12 protein-coding genes are annotated in these 13,049 nt (G+C 53.5%); 1 reads left to right on the top strand and 11 read right to left on the bottom strand.

All coding sequences use genetic code 11. The features are described 5' to 3' along the window. Positions 1 to 42: 42 nt before the first annotated feature. Positions 43 to 1,380: an NCS2 family permease gene (locus tag PGR09_RS22240; protein ID WP_072206473.1), complete on the bottom strand. Its 1,338-nt coding sequence runs from the start codon at positions 1,378 to 1,380 to the stop codon at positions 43 to 45. Between the two features lie 171 nt (positions 1,381 to 1,551). Here PGR09_RS22240 and yieH point away from each other — a divergent pair, with 171 nt between their 5' ends. Continuing rightward, the gene (yieH, locus tag PGR09_RS22245) at positions 1,552 to 2,217 is read left to right on the top strand and encodes a 6-phosphogluconate phosphatase (RefSeq protein WP_063402503.1); all 666 of its coding nucleotides are present in this window, start codon (positions 1,552 to 1,554) and stop codon (positions 2,215 to 2,217) included. Between the two features lie 69 nt (positions 2,218 to 2,286). On the opposite strand, the gene PGR09_RS22250 is transcribed toward yieH, so the two are convergent. From PGR09_RS22250 to PGR09_RS22295, 10 genes are all read right to left on the bottom strand, one after another. Continuing rightward, complete coding sequence (locus PGR09_RS22250; protein ID WP_315711979.1) at positions 2,287 to 3,006, bottom strand: glucosamine-6-phosphate deaminase; 720 nt, start codon at positions 3,004 to 3,006, stop codon at positions 2,287 to 2,289. Positions 3,007 to 3,055: 49 nt separating this feature from the next. Then, on the bottom strand, positions 3,056 to 4,222 hold the full coding sequence (locus PGR09_RS22255) for an alpha/beta hydrolase-fold protein (RefSeq protein WP_315711981.1): 1,167 nt from the start codon (positions 4,220 to 4,222) through the stop codon (positions 3,056 to 3,058). Between the two features lie 42 nt (positions 4,223 to 4,264). Further along, on the bottom strand, positions 4,265 to 5,899 hold the full coding sequence (locus PGR09_RS22260) for a carbohydrate porin (RefSeq protein ID WP_320483003.1): 1,635 nt from the start codon (positions 5,897 to 5,899) through the stop codon (positions 4,265 to 4,267). 104 nt (positions 5,900 to 6,003) lie between these two features. Further along, complete coding sequence (locus tag PGR09_RS22265; RefSeq protein ID WP_047044587.1) at positions 6,004 to 6,201, bottom strand: hypothetical protein; 198 nt, start codon at positions 6,199 to 6,201, stop codon at positions 6,004 to 6,006. A 174-nt stretch (positions 6,202 to 6,375) separates the two neighbouring features. Beyond that, positions 6,376 to 7,101 (bottom strand): phosphate signaling complex protein PhoU, encoded by a 726-nt coding sequence (phoU, locus tag PGR09_RS22270; RefSeq protein WP_004145007.1) that lies wholly within the window; start codon positions 7,099 to 7,101, stop codon positions 6,376 to 6,378. Between the two features lie 49 nt (positions 7,102 to 7,150). Beyond that, on the bottom strand, positions 7,151 to 7,924 hold the full coding sequence (pstB, locus tag PGR09_RS22275; protein WP_015369015.1) for a phosphate ABC transporter ATP-binding protein PstB: 774 nt from the start codon (positions 7,922 to 7,924) through the stop codon (positions 7,151 to 7,153). 46 nt (positions 7,925 to 7,970) lie between these two features. Continuing rightward, a complete protein-coding gene (gene pstA / locus PGR09_RS22280) occupies positions 7,971 to 8,861 on the bottom strand; it encodes a phosphate ABC transporter permease PstA (protein WP_045395998.1) in 891 nt (296 codons plus the stop codon). Continuing rightward, positions 8,861 to 9,820, bottom strand: a complete 960-nt coding sequence (gene pstC / locus PGR09_RS22285; protein WP_045396000.1) for a phosphate ABC transporter permease PstC — start codon at positions 9,818 to 9,820, stop codon at positions 8,861 to 8,863. Before pstC ends, pstA begins: the two co-directional genes overlap by 1 nt. A gap of 125 nt (positions 9,821 to 9,945) precedes the next feature. Beyond that, complete coding sequence (gene pstS / locus PGR09_RS22290) at positions 9,946 to 10,986, bottom strand: phosphate ABC transporter substrate-binding protein PstS (protein WP_015369012.1); 1,041 nt, start codon at positions 10,984 to 10,986, stop codon at positions 9,946 to 9,948. A 305-nt stretch (positions 10,987 to 11,291) separates the two neighbouring features. Then, complete coding sequence (locus PGR09_RS22295; RefSeq protein ID WP_047078159.1) at positions 11,292 to 13,049, bottom strand: amidohydrolase; 1,758 nt, start codon at positions 13,047 to 13,049, stop codon at positions 11,292 to 11,294.

The following is a 13,049-nucleotide window of genomic DNA, read 5'->3' on the forward strand; positions in this document are numbered from 1 at the left end:
AAGCCCGGCAGCGATGCCGGGCCATTTCATCATGCGTGCGGATCAATGCGCATCGATAAAGACAATTTTCAGCACGAACAGCAGCGAAACGATAATCACGCACGGGCTGAGTTCACGCAGACGGCCAGTGCCAATCTTCATCACGCAGTAGGAAATAAAGCCCAGGGCGATACCTTCGGTGATCGAGAAGCTGAACGGCATCATCACCGCGGTGATAAACGCCGGTACCGCTTCCGTCAGGTCATCCCACTTCACGCGCGCCAGGCTTGAGGTCATCAGCACGCCAACGTAAATCAGCGCCCCGGCGGCGGCATAGGCCGGAACCATCCCCGCCAGCGGCGACAGGAAGATGACCAGCAGGAACAGAATACCCACGACAACGGCGGTCAGGCCGGTACGCCCGCCAACGGAAACGCCGGAGGAGGATTCGATATAGGCCGTAACCGAAGAGGTGCCAATAAAGGAGCCGGCGACGGACGACACGCTATCGACGAACAGCGCCTGCTTCATGCGCGGGAATTTACCCTGCGCATCCGCCAGCCCGGCTTTATCGGTAACGCCAATCAGGGTGCCGGAGGAGTCGAACAGGTTAACCAGCATGAACGAGAAGATCACGCCCGCCAGGCCAAGGTTCAACGAACCGGCCAGATCGACCTGCCCCACAACCGAGGTTACGCTCGGCGGCGCGGAGACGATGCCGGTATAGTGCACATCGCCGAGCATCCAGCCCAACAGGGTGGTGACCACGATGGAGACCAGCACGGCAGCATGAATATTACGCGACGCCAGGATAGCGATAATAAAGAATCCGAGCACGCCCAGCAGCACGCTGTGGGAGGTCAGGTTACCGATGCTGACCAGCGTGTCCTGGTTCGCCACGATAACGCCAGCGTTCTTCAGGCCCATCATGCCGATAAACAACCCGATACCGCTGGTAATGCCCACGCGCAGGCTCACCGGGATATTGGCAATCATCCAGTAGCGTACGCGGAAGAGGGTCAGCAGCAGCAGGCCAACGGCGCCCCAGAAAATCGCGCCCATCCCCACCTGCCACGGCAGGCCCATCGCCTGAACCACCACGAAGGCAAAGAAGGCATTCAGACCCATCGCTGGCGCCAGCGCCACCGGCAGATTCGCGAACAGACCCATCAGGATGCTGCCGAAGGCCGCGATCAGACAGGTGGTCACAAAGACAGCGCTGGTATCCATACCCGCCACGCCAAGAATTTGTGGGTTCACGAAGACGATGTAGACCATCGTCAGGAACGTGGTGAAACCGGCGATCGCTTCAGTGCGCACCGTGGTGCCGTGCTCGCGCAGTTTAAATACGCGCTCCAGCAGACCCTGGCCAGAAGACTGGCTGGTTTGTTGTTGACTCATTATCGGTTTCCGAACGTAAAAGGAGGGAAAATTCGAGGCTATCCTATACCAAATTACGGCACCAGGCGCGGTTGTATGGTAATTTTTTTCATTTATTTTGCTTATACGGCAACGATTGCGTCGCGGCATTGAGCATTACGAAAACGTTAAACTTGTTAAACTGGAAAGAGTATGACCCAACCACAAGCAGTATTTTTCGATTGTGACGGCACGCTGGTCGACAGCGAGGTGATTTGCTCACGCGCCTATGTTCACATGTTTCAGGAATTCGGTATTACGCTGGATTTAGCCGAAATTTTTAAGCGCTTCAAGGGCGTTAAGCTGTACGAGATTATCGACACCATCAACGCTGAATATGGCGTTAACCTGCAGAAAGAGACCCTGGAGCCGGTGTATCGCGCCGAAGTCGCCCGTCTGTTCGATAGCGAGCTGGAGGTCATCCCCGGCGCCGCTGCGCTGCTGGACGCGGTAAAGATCCCGATGTGCGTGGTGTCGAATGGCCCGGTCAGTAAAATGCAGCATTCGCTCGGTAGAACGCAGATGCTGCACCACTTCCCCGACCGGCTGTACAGCGGTTACGACATTCAGCGCTGGAAACCCGACCCGGCGCTGATGTTCCATGCGGCAGAGGCCATGCAGGTACAAGTCAAAAACTGTATTCTGGTTGATGATTCCAGCGCAGGAGCCCAATCGGGGATCGCCGCAGGTATGGAAGTCTTTTACTTCTGCGCCGACCCGCACAACCAACCGATCGATCATCCAAAGGTAACGACCTTCACCGATTTAGCTGAGCTGCCGGCATTGTGGAGAGCGCGTGGCTGGGATATTACTCGTTAAGACCCGGCGTCGCTACGCTCGGCCGGGCTACGGTTGATCACAACGGTAGCCCCGCTGGCCAGCGGCTTTTTAGTGCTGCAATTCCGCCGCTGCCGCTTTATCCGCAATAATCACCAACGAAGGGTGCAATTTGAGCACCGATGCCGGCACCTGTTCGCTGACCGGGCCTTCCACCACCTGCTTTAGCGCTTGCGCTTTCGCCGCGCCGCTGACAATCAACAGCAGGTTTTTTGCCGCCATCACGCTTTTCGGCCCCATGGTGACATAGCTATCCGGCACCACGTTGAAATCGCCCCCCATTTCACCGTTCGCAACAATGCCAACCAGATCCCCATGAATCGGTACTTCAACCGTCTCATCATGAAAGCGCGTGGTGTTCGGCAGGTTGCCGCAAAAATGGCCGTCGGCGCCCAGCCCCAGCACAATCAGGTCAAGACCGCCGACCTCTTCCAGGCGGCGATCGTGTTGAGCCGCATTCTCCAGCGTCAATTTGTGAATGTTCTCTTCTTTGATTTGCGCTGGGGTAAAAAACAGCTGGCGCAGGTTGGAAATCGTCACCCCTTCACGCTGCTGGCCGCGAAAAGGAATCTCATCAAAGTTGTAATAGTGAACCCGATCATAGAATGATTTCCCTTTGATGGCTGCCACCAAATGCTCATACATACGCTTCGGCGTACTCCCCGCCGTCACCGCCAGATTCATTCGTCGCGGCATCGTGATATAGCCTAAAAGATGATGGCAGGCGACCAGGCTCATCTCTTCATAATCTTCCGTCACAATCAATTTCATCTCATCTTCCTTTACTGGTTGAGACAGGGGGCGCCATGCCCCCTGACGGTTATTTAAAGAGCTTTTGCACAAACTCGGCATAGGCCGGACGCCAGACGTCCATTTCATGATTCAGGCCGGGATAAGAGTGGTAATCAAATTTGATCTTCTGCTTTTCCAGTTCGCTTTTCAGGCCTGCAATATCTTTGCCAGTGACGGAGTCTTTTTCGCCAACCACCAGCGTAAAGTTACGCAGTTGCTTATTGATGGCGTCAGGGTTATTCAACTGCGCCTCCACGCCAGCGTCGGGAACCGTAGTTGTCGTAACCCCGCTTAAGGTGGCAAGCCACCCGAAGCTCTCAAGATGGTTCATCCCGGACACCAGCGCCTGGTAACCGCCCTGCGACAGCCCCGCCAGCGCCCGGCCGTCGGCATCTTTACGCACGTTAAATCGGGAATCGATCAGCGGAATGATGTCGTGCATCAGTTCGTTGTCTGCGGCTTTCGCATTGAGTGGATAGAAGTTTTTACGCCGCTCCTGCGGCGGGAAGTTTTCCGCGATCGCTTGAGGAATATCGGTTTCGGTATCCGGCACCACCACCAGCATCGGCTTGATTTTGCCCTCCGCCAGCAGATTATCCATCATTTGCGGGATGCGTCCCTGGTCGATGGCCGACAGACCGCTATCGCCAAAACCGTGGTAGAAATAGAGCACCGGCAAAGGCTCGCCGCTGCCGTTATAGCCCGGTGGCGTCCAGACGTAGACGCGACGCTCTGACTTAAGCGCCGTCGAATGGTAGGTGACGGTACGCAGATCGCCGTGCGGGACCGCCCGATCGTCAAGAATGCTGCCGGGCACCAGGATCAGGCTGGTATTCACCTGGCGTTGCGGTTTCTGGTAGCGGCTGCCGGTATCGACGGAACGAAAACCGTCCACATCAAAGTAGTACTCATAAAGATTGGCGGCCAGGCGATCGCTTTTCCACGTCCATACGCCCTGGGTGTCTTTGGTCATGTCATGAGAGACAAAGGTATCCGGCGTCGACCCCGTGACGACGGAAACGCGCCTGGCATCGGGGGCAAATAATCGGAAAGTCACGCTGTTATCCGTATTCACCTGAGTAATATATTGGCTGACAGGAATAGCGGCATCAGGCATCGTCGGCAGCGGTGCGGCGTGCGCAGTAAATGTGGCGCCAGCCAGCGCCAGGGCGAAGTAAATTGCATGTCGTTTCATTTTGATTCCTTTTTACGTTTTTATTAGCAGGCGCTTGCGGCCTTACCACCAAATTTCAGCCTGCGCGCCGACCGCGAACTGGTCGTTCTTGCCATCTTCAAAAACCGCGGTGGTATTGTTAGCAGCCTTATCCAGATCGATATCTTCGGCTTTAATATAAGTCGCATAAAAACGGATTTCCGGGCGCGAGGTCAGCATACTGGTATTAACTTTGAAGGTATGGAATAAGGTGGTCTTATAACCGGATTCGTTATATTTCTTGCCCGTCACATCTTTGTTCTGCTGTTTGAAGTAGCCCAATTCAACGCCGGTCTGATTATATTTATTCCAGATATATGCCGGACGGACCACGGCGCGAATAGATTCAAAGTCTGAATGGGCGCCGGTTTCATAGCTATAGATGTCATTACCAAATGAGTAGACGATTGCATTCGCCATAATGACATCATCACGCAGATAGGTTTCCCCCTGCGAGGTTAAGCGCACGGCGGTGCCGTTGGTATGATCGCCATAATAACGCCCATTATTGGTGGTATATGGGCTCGAACCGGCATAGCGCGAGAAGCTGCTGGCGATGGAGTTGTTCGCCAGTAATAATGAGAACTCGTTAAAGCCGCCGTTATCAAATTTCTGCGTTAATGAGGTGCCCACCATCCAGGTATCTTTCCATTGGTAGTAACCTTCATTCCCCTCTTTATATTTCTCTGATGAGCTTTGATTGGCGGCGACATAGCGCCCGCTCACCATCAGCGAGGCTTTATCCCACAGCGGAATATCTTTGTAACGCACATCCAGGGTATTGGTATTAATTTGCTGCTTATTAGTCAAAGAGCGGTCATAGTCATCGATGTCTTCGCGCACCAGCGCGATATCAAATTTACCGGCGCCCACCTTCCAGTTTTCAAGCCCCACGCCAGCCGCCGCATCGGTTCTTTGCGTTTTCCAGTCCAGCATCTGGATCTCGATTTTCGGCGCGCCGTGCTTACCGACCCAGAAATCCGCTTCCGGGGCAAACGGCAGAAAGCCTTTGGTGTTGACGTACATATCCGAGAACTGAAGGTAGTTTTCGCCGCCGGCATTGTCGCCAAACCAGCCGGTAGAATACTGCTGACCCACATTGCCATCGAGCATCACGATGGCATCCACACGTTTGTCACCCTCCTGAAAAACGCGCTGTTTAAGCTGTAAATCAAACCAGCCGGAATACTCGTTACCCAAACGGCCAAGCGAGCCGATGGCCCACGATTTTGGCGAACCGTGCGAGGCGGTCCCCCAGCCAGAACGGTAATAGCCGTTATAGCTAAAGCCGATTTCATCTTTTACAAACTTGCTAAAATCTTTCAGCGTCATGGCGCTATAGGTTGGCTCACCGCCCTGCGCCGGCTGTTCATTTTTGACCAGTACCGCATCCGGCTTAGCGGCCGCTTGGGTCGCCGTGGGCGCTTTCGCACTCTGGCTCTTCTGGCTATTTTCCGGTTGCGACCAGGCGGCCCAGACCTGGTTCCTTTTTTTCTCCTGATCCTGATATTTCTTGAGTTCTTTTTGCGTGTCCTGAAGCGCTTTTTCCAGAAGCTCCAGCCGTTGTTCAACCGTAAGTTGCCCGGCAATAAGATTTGTTGAATAAGAAAGCGGCGCCAGCAAAACCATCGCCGAAGCGATCATATTTCTTCTAATCATAATAATCCCTTATATAAGCATTGGCGTAAATGAAACACGTAACAAATAAATAGCGTTATGTTTTTAATAAACTGCATTAATACCATTCCACGTAACTGCAGCTTTTATTTTCCTGCCGAATAAGTGGCAAAAAAAAACCTGAAGGAGACCATCTGCATTAACAGATAATCCTCTTCAGGTTTTGCCCGCTCATTGCGGTAACAACCCTTATCACCAAACCATTCAGCGTCTAAAACAAAAAAACCTGACATCGCCGCCTGGGGCAATATCAGGTTTTGCCTGCTGTCGCAGTAACAATCCATTTGACCTTCTGAGCAGCAACGCCCGGTCAGTGGGAAAGATTGTTACGCGATAAAATTTAAAACTCAAATAGCCAGAGTATTAATTGTGACGATAATCGCAGCAATATGTCAGCGATGCAGACAATCATTGTTGATTCTGATTATTCCCTTTACCAGAATCAACCATCATGATCTTTACTCTTTCGGATCTTTACCCGCGAGCAGTTTATCCAGTTCGTCGCCGCCTACGTGACGGAAATCCTGGCCTTTGACGAAGTAGAAAATATATTCGCAAATATTCTGACAGCGATCGCCGATACGCTCGATGGAACGCGCGCAGAACAGCGCGGTCAGGACGCTCGGAATGGTGCGTGAGTCTTCCATCATGTAGGTCATCAGCTGACGCACGATGCCTTCATATTCCTGGTCGACTTTCTTATCTTCACGATAGATGCGTACCGCCTCATCAAGATCCATACGCGCAAAGGCATCCAGCACGTCATGCAGCATCTGTACGGTATGGCGGCCCAGCGACTCAAGGCTCACCAGCAGCGGCTGGTGCTGCTGAGAAAACTTCTCCAGCGCGGTACGGCAGATTTTATCCGCCACGTCGCCAATACGTTCCAGCTCGGCGATAGTCTTGATGATCGCCATCACCAGGCGCAGGTCGCTGGCGGTCGGCTGACGTTTAGCGATGATGCGCACGCAGGCCTCGTCGATCGCCACTTCCATCATATTGACCTGCTTGTCGCCGTCGATTACGCGCTTCGCCAGATCGCTGTCCTGATTGTGCATCGCGGTGATCGCATCAGAAAGCTGCTGCTCCACCAGCCCACCCATGGTCATCACCTGGGTGCGAATGTACTCCAGCTCTGCGTTGAACTGGCCGGAAATATGTTTATTAAGATTTAAGTTATCCATGATGTCTCCTGATTGCCCATCGGGTTAGCACCTGAAAGCAGAAGGGCAATCAACCGTAGCGGCCAGTAATATAATCTTCAGTTTGCTTCTTAGCGGGCTTGGTAAACAGATCGTCCGTGTTGCTGAATTCAATCAGCTCGCCAAGATACATAAATGCCGTATGGTCGGAACAACGCGCAGCCTGCTGCATGTTGTGGGTAACGATAACGACGGTGTAATCCTGCTTCAGCTCGGTGATAAGTTCCTCGATGCGCCCGGTGGAGATCGGGTCCAGCGCTGAGCAAGGTTCATCGAGCAACAGCACTTCCGGGCGAATCGCGATACCGCGGGCGATACACAGACGCTGCTGCTGACCACCGGAGAGAGAATACCCGCTCTGGTGCAGTTTATCTTTGGTTTCATTCCATAATGCGGCTTTGGTCAACGCCCACTGCACGCGCTCGTCCATATCGGCTCGCGACAGCTTCTCAAACAGGCGCACGCCGAAGGCGATGTTGTCGTAGATGGACATCGGAAACGGCGTCGGCTTCTGGAATACCATCCCCACTTTCGCGCGCAGCAGCGCGATATCCTGGGTATTGGTGAGAATATTGTCGCCATCCAGCAGAATTTCGCCTTCCGCACGCTGCTCCGGGTACAGCTCAAACATCTTGTTGAACGTACGCAGCAGAGTGGATTTACCGCATCCTGACGGGCCGATAAACGCCGTCACCTGGTTCTTAGCGATATCCAGGTTGATGTTCTTCAGGGCATGGAATTTGCCGTAGTAGAAGTTCAGGTCACGAACTGAAATTTTACCCGGATTCGCGTTTACCATACTCATCTCAATCTCTTCCTCATTCGGCGCCGCTTAGGCCGCGCCGCAAAAATTAACCGTGTTTCTTCTTCGCGAAGACAACGCGCGCCAGAATATTCAGCAGCAAGACGCACAGGGTGATAATCAATACCCCGGCCCATGCCAGTTGCTGCCATTCCGCGAACGGACTCATGGCAAATTTAAAAATGGTCACCGGCAGGTTGGCGATCGGCTGCATCATATCGGTGCTCCAGAACTGGTTGGAGAGCGCGGTGAACAGCAGCGGCGCCGTCTCCCCGGCGATACGGGCAATGGCCAGCAGGATACCGGTCATAATGCCGGATACCGACGCCTTAAGGGTGATCGCGGAAATCATCTTCCATTTCGGCGTCCCCAGCGCATAGGCTGCTTCACGCAGGCTATCCGGCACCAGCTTTAGCATGTTTTCAGTGGTACGAATCACGATGGGCACCTGCAGCAGCGCCAGCGCGATAACGCCCGCCCAGCCGGAGAAATGCTGCATCTGCGCCACCACGATGGTGTAGACAAACAGACCCACGACGATAGACGGCGCGGAAAGCAGAATATCGTTGATAAAGCGGATGATTTCCGCCAGTACCGACTTACGGCCATATTCCGCCAGATAGATACCGGCCATGATACCCAGCGGCGTACCAAAGACGGTCGCCCACAGGATCAGCAGGCCGCTGCCCGCCAGGGCGTTCGCCAGACCGCCGCCCGCGGTATTCGGCGGTGGCGTCATTTCGGTGAACAGCGCCAGGCTCATGCCGTCGATGCCACGCGTGATGGTCGACATCAGGATCCAGATAAGCCAGAAGAGGCCGAATGCCATGGTCGCCATCGACAGGGTCAGGGCGATGCGGTTCTTCAGGCGGCGCTTAGCCTGCATCTTGCGACGGGATTCCGCCAGTTCGGCGGTGGTTTGCAATTCGATCGTTGCCATTAGCGTGCCCCCTCGTTCTTAGCGAGACGCATAATCATGAACTTCGACGCGGCCAGAACGATAAAGGTGATAACGAACAGGATCAGGCCCAGTTCCATCAGCGCCGCTACGTGCAGGCCGCTTTCCGCTTCCGCGAATTCATTGGCCAGCGCCGAGGTAATACTGTTGCCCGGCATATACAGCGAAGCGCTGTCGAGCTGATAGGTGTTACCGATAATAAAGGTGACGGCCATGGTTTCGCCCAGCGCGCGGCCCAGGCCGAGCATGACGCCGCCAATCACCCCGTTTTTGGTGAACGGCAGCACAATGCGCCAAATCACCTCCCACGTGGTGCAGCCGATCCCATATGCGGACTCTTTCATCATCACCGGCGTCTGCTCGAAGACATCACGCATTACCGCGGCGATATAAGGAATGATCATGATGGCCAGAATGACGCCGGCCGCCAGGATGCCGATACCGAACGCCGGGCCGGCAAACAGCGCGCCGACAAAGGGGATCGTCGAAAGGACGTTGCCGACTGGTTCCTGGAAGTAAGTCGCAAACAGCGGGGCAAAAATAAACAGGCCCCACATGCCGTATACGATACTCGGGATTGCCGCCAGCAGCTCAATAGCGATACCCAGCGGGCGTTTTAGCCAGGCCGGGGAGAGTTCAGTCAGGAACAGCGCGATGCCGAAGCTCACCGGAACGGCGATCAACAACGCGATAATTGAGGTAACCAGAGTCCCGTAAATCGGTACCAGCGCACCGAAGATCTCATTCGGCGCATCCCACTCTTTGGTCCACAAAAAGGAAAAGCCAAATTTCTGAATACTTGGCCATGAAGAGATGATGAGGGAAACGATGATGCCACCCAGCATCAATAGCACAATCAGCGCAGCCAGTTTTACCAGCGCGCTGAAGATCATGTCACCCTTTTTCCCCGGAGGGTTGAATGCCGGCTTGCTTGCAGCCATAGGTTACTCTTTAAGTTCGGGCCCAAAAAGCCAGCATTTTACTGAGCTTACGGGCAAAGGTAATGCTATACCCGAAATAATTCGAGCTGCAGGAAGCTAGCCGGCAGCTCGACATTCCGCGGGTATTAGTACAGCGCTTTACCGCTGCTGTCTTTCACGTTGGTTTTCCATGCGGCGCGAACCTGCTCAACCACGCTGTCCGGCAGGCTGGCGTAATCCAGCGCATTCGCTTCTTTGCCGCCGTTTTTATATGCCCAGTCGAAGAACTTCAGCACTTCCGCGGTATTCTCCGGCTTATTGGAGGCCTTGTGGACGAGGATGAAAGTGGTTGAGGTGATCGGCCATGCATTTTCACCTTTCTGGTTAGTCAGGTCCTGAGCGAAGGACTTGCTCCAGTCGATACCTTTCGCCGCATTAGCGAAGTTATCTTCCGTCGGGCTGACCGGCTTGCCGTCAGCGGACAGCAGTTTGGTGTAAGCCAGGTTATTCTGCTTAGCGTAAGCATACTCGACGTAGCCGATCGCGCCCGGCAGACGCTGAACGAAGGCCGCGATACCGTCGTTGCCTTTACCGCCCAGACCGGTCGGCCAGTTTACGGTAGAGCCTGCGCCAATTTTAGATTTCCACTCTTCGTTCACTTTCGCCAGATAGCTGGTGAAGACGAAGGAAGTACCGGAACCATCCGCGCGGCGAACCACAGCGATGTTCTGAGCCGGCAGCTTCAGGCCAGGGTTGAGTTTAGCGATCGCTTCGTCATCCCATTTTTTGATTTTGCCCAGGTAGATGTCGCCGAGGGTTTTACCATCCAGCACCAGCTCGCCGGATTTAACGCCCGGCAGGTTAACCGCCAGCACCACGCCGCCGATCACGGTCGGGAACTGGAACAGGCCTTCCTGCGCCAGTTTGTCATCAGCCAGAGGAGCATCAGAAGCACCGAAATCCACGGTGTTGGCAATAATCTGTTTAACGCCGCCAGAGGAACCAATACCCTGGTAGTTAACTTTATTGCCCGTTTCTTTCTGATAGGTATCAGCCCATTTGGCATACACCGGAGCAGGGAAAGTTGCACCTGCGCCAGTCAGGCTTGCTGCTGCGAAAGCAGAGAAAGCGCTCATCGATAAGGTCGCGGCGACAACTGTTGCGACGGTGGTACGCATAACGTTCATAATGTCTCCTGCTGGGATTCGTAAACCGTTGTTTCGAAGCTATGGTGAGCAAAATAGGACAAACAGGTGACAGTAAAATGTACGAATTATGACAGTTTTATGACACGCAGAAATGCGTTCGACGAAAGGAAATTAAAGTCAATATTTTCAATGAATTGGATTTAATTGTGACATCAGGTTTACGGCAAGATTTTACCTGTATGACAGTGAAAATAAGGTTCGAAAATGACAGTCTGTCATAAAGCAGGGAAGCGGATTTTACTTCATCTCTTAAAAGGCTGCCGGGAGGCAGCCCTGAAATGACGTCACTCCGCTTGATAAACCTGACGGCCCTCAAACATCGTCCAGACGACCTTCGCGTCACGCATCTCCTCAATACTCACTTTTTCAAGATTGCGATCGAAAAGTGCAAAATCGGCGCTTTTGCCTACGGCCAGCGAACCTATTTCATCTCCCCGGCCAATCACCTTCGCCGCATTCAAAGTATAGGCCTGAAGCATCGCCTCCCGACTAATTTTCTCACTATCCGGCGGTAGCTCGCCCAACTCCCCCCTGCGCGTGACGGCCGTGTAAATAGCCAATAGCGGGTTCGCGCTGGACACCGGTAAATCACTGGCGCCGGCAATCAATGCATGGTGACGGTACAGATCGCCTGCCGGATAAAGATGAGTTAGCAGAGGTGCAGGTACCTTGCCCTCCAGTAAGGTTGTCGTGGCGCCATCGCCATCCTTACCGGCCCATAATAGCTGCATCGAGGCCGCAACATTAAGCTGCTGAAAACGTGGGTAGCTCTGCGGGCTGACCACTTCCAGATGGGTGATGCTATGTAGCGTCTCGCTATTACCGTTGGCTTTTCGGGCACAAGCTACGGCATCCAGCGATTCTTCAACAGCGCGATCGCCGATCGCATGAAAATGCGCGATCAGATGCTCGGCATCCGTACGGGTAATCAGCTGACAGAACCTGGTTTTATTTAACGATTCGCTGCCGCGATAGCCTGGACGATTCAAATAAGGCAGGCTCAGTTTCGCCGTTTGTGAAGGGTATTCAATGACACCGTCCTGAAAGATCTTAATCCCCGCCAGCCTGAAATCAGGGCTTTGAGAGAATTTATCGCGCAGCGCTAACACATCGTCAATAATTGAAGGCCCGGCATTAATATTCACCAACGCCAGGCCGCTAACATGGGCGGTTAGCTTATTGGCCTTAGCTAACGCCGAGTATGCAGGAAGCAAGCCTACATCGTTGCGATTAGGGCTGGCGTCAAACATCGGTGACAATGGGCGAATATTGCTGAGCGGATCCATCCAGGCAGTAATGCCGAACTGGTTCATGGCATCCGCTCCCGCAATAATGGCGCGGGATAATGTCTCGTCATCAACGGCAGGGATGGCATTCATCACGAAATCCCACGCGCCTTCAGTGACAAAACCGCTGATTTTACCGTCAGCTGTCAATCCCGTTCCCGCTTTAAAAGCGCTATCCGCATGTCGGAGTTTTTCCGTTGTTAAACCCGCTTTACGTAGCATTGCCTGATTAGCCCAGCCGGTATGGGCGTCAGCGCCACCCAACACCACCGGCGTATTTTTATATTCCGGCGCATTGAATACGCTATCCAGCAGACTAATTCGATCCCAGTAATCCAACGGCACATTACTGTAATACTGCACACCATGCAGATCGCGCTGCGGATTATCTTTATTTTTAGCGACGAAAGCACGCACTGCTGCGGCATCCTGCAAGCCGCCGGGGAATTCCAGCGTTAGCGTCTGAAAACCGGCATTAGCGACGTGGGCATGGGTATCAATCAATCCGGGCATCAGATACCGACCTTTTAGATCGATTTGCCGGGCATGTTCGCCAACTAGTTTAAGGACGTCCTGGTATTTACCAACGGCAACGATTTTTTCCCCTTCAATACCAATAGCTTCAGGATGCGGATTTGACGCATCAGCGCTATAAATGTCCCCACCATATATAATTGTTTTATTATCTTGCTGGGAATAAACTGAAAAAGGAGACATCGCCAGTGCACACACCAGATAAAGCATTGAGCGTTTCAT

It is taken from the genome of Klebsiella sp. 141251 (assembly GCF_050600725.1).
In the GTDB taxonomy this organism is placed as follows: Bacteria; Pseudomonadota; Gammaproteobacteria; order Enterobacterales; family Enterobacteriaceae; genus Klebsiella; species Klebsiella aerogenes.

What these genes read in the sequence shown, in the direction of transcription:
- PGR09_RS22255 (WP_315711981.1), bottom strand. Translation starts at nt 4,222, where the DNA reads ATGAAACGACATGCAATTTACTTCGCCCTGGCGCTGGCTGGCGCCACA.
- PGR09_RS22240 (WP_072206473.1), bottom strand. Translation starts at nt 1,380, where the DNA reads ATGAGTCAACAACAAACCAGCCAGTCTTCTGGCCAGGGTCTGCTGGAG.
- PGR09_RS22250 (WP_315711979.1), bottom strand. Translation starts at nt 3,006, where the DNA reads ATGAAATTGATTGTGACGGAAGATTATGAAGAGATGAGCCTGGTCGCC.
- PGR09_RS22260 (WP_320483003.1), bottom strand. Translation starts at nt 5,899, where the DNA reads ATGATTAGAAGAAATATGATCGCTTCGGCGATGGTTTTGCTGGCGCCG.
- phoU (WP_004145007.1), bottom strand. Translation starts at nt 7,101, where the DNA reads ATGGATAACTTAAATCTTAATAAACATATTTCCGGCCAGTTCAACGCA.
- yieH (WP_063402503.1), top strand. Translation starts at nt 1,552, where the DNA reads ATGACCCAACCACAAGCAGTATTTTTCGATTGTGACGGCACGCTGGTC.
- pstA (WP_045395998.1), bottom strand. Translation starts at nt 8,861, where the DNA reads ATGGCAACGATCGAATTGCAAACCACCGCCGAACTGGCGGAATCCCGT.
- pstC (WP_045396000.1), bottom strand. Translation starts at nt 9,820, where the DNA reads ATGGCTGCAAGCAAGCCGGCATTCAACCCTCCGGGGAAAAAGGGTGAC.
- PGR09_RS22295 (WP_047078159.1), bottom strand. Translation starts at nt 13,049, where the DNA reads ATGAAACGCTCAATGCTTTATCTGGTGTGTGCACTGGCGATGTCTCCT.
- pstS (WP_015369012.1), bottom strand. Translation starts at nt 10,986, where the DNA reads ATGAACGTTATGCGTACCACCGTCGCAACAGTTGTCGCCGCGACCTTA.
- PGR09_RS22265 (WP_047044587.1), bottom strand. Translation starts at nt 6,201, where the DNA reads ATGGATTGTTACTGCGACAGCAGGCAAAACCTGATATTGCCCCAGGCG.
- pstB (WP_015369015.1), bottom strand. Translation starts at nt 7,924, where the DNA reads ATGAGTATGGTAAACGCGAATCCGGGTAAAATTTCAGTTCGTGACCTG.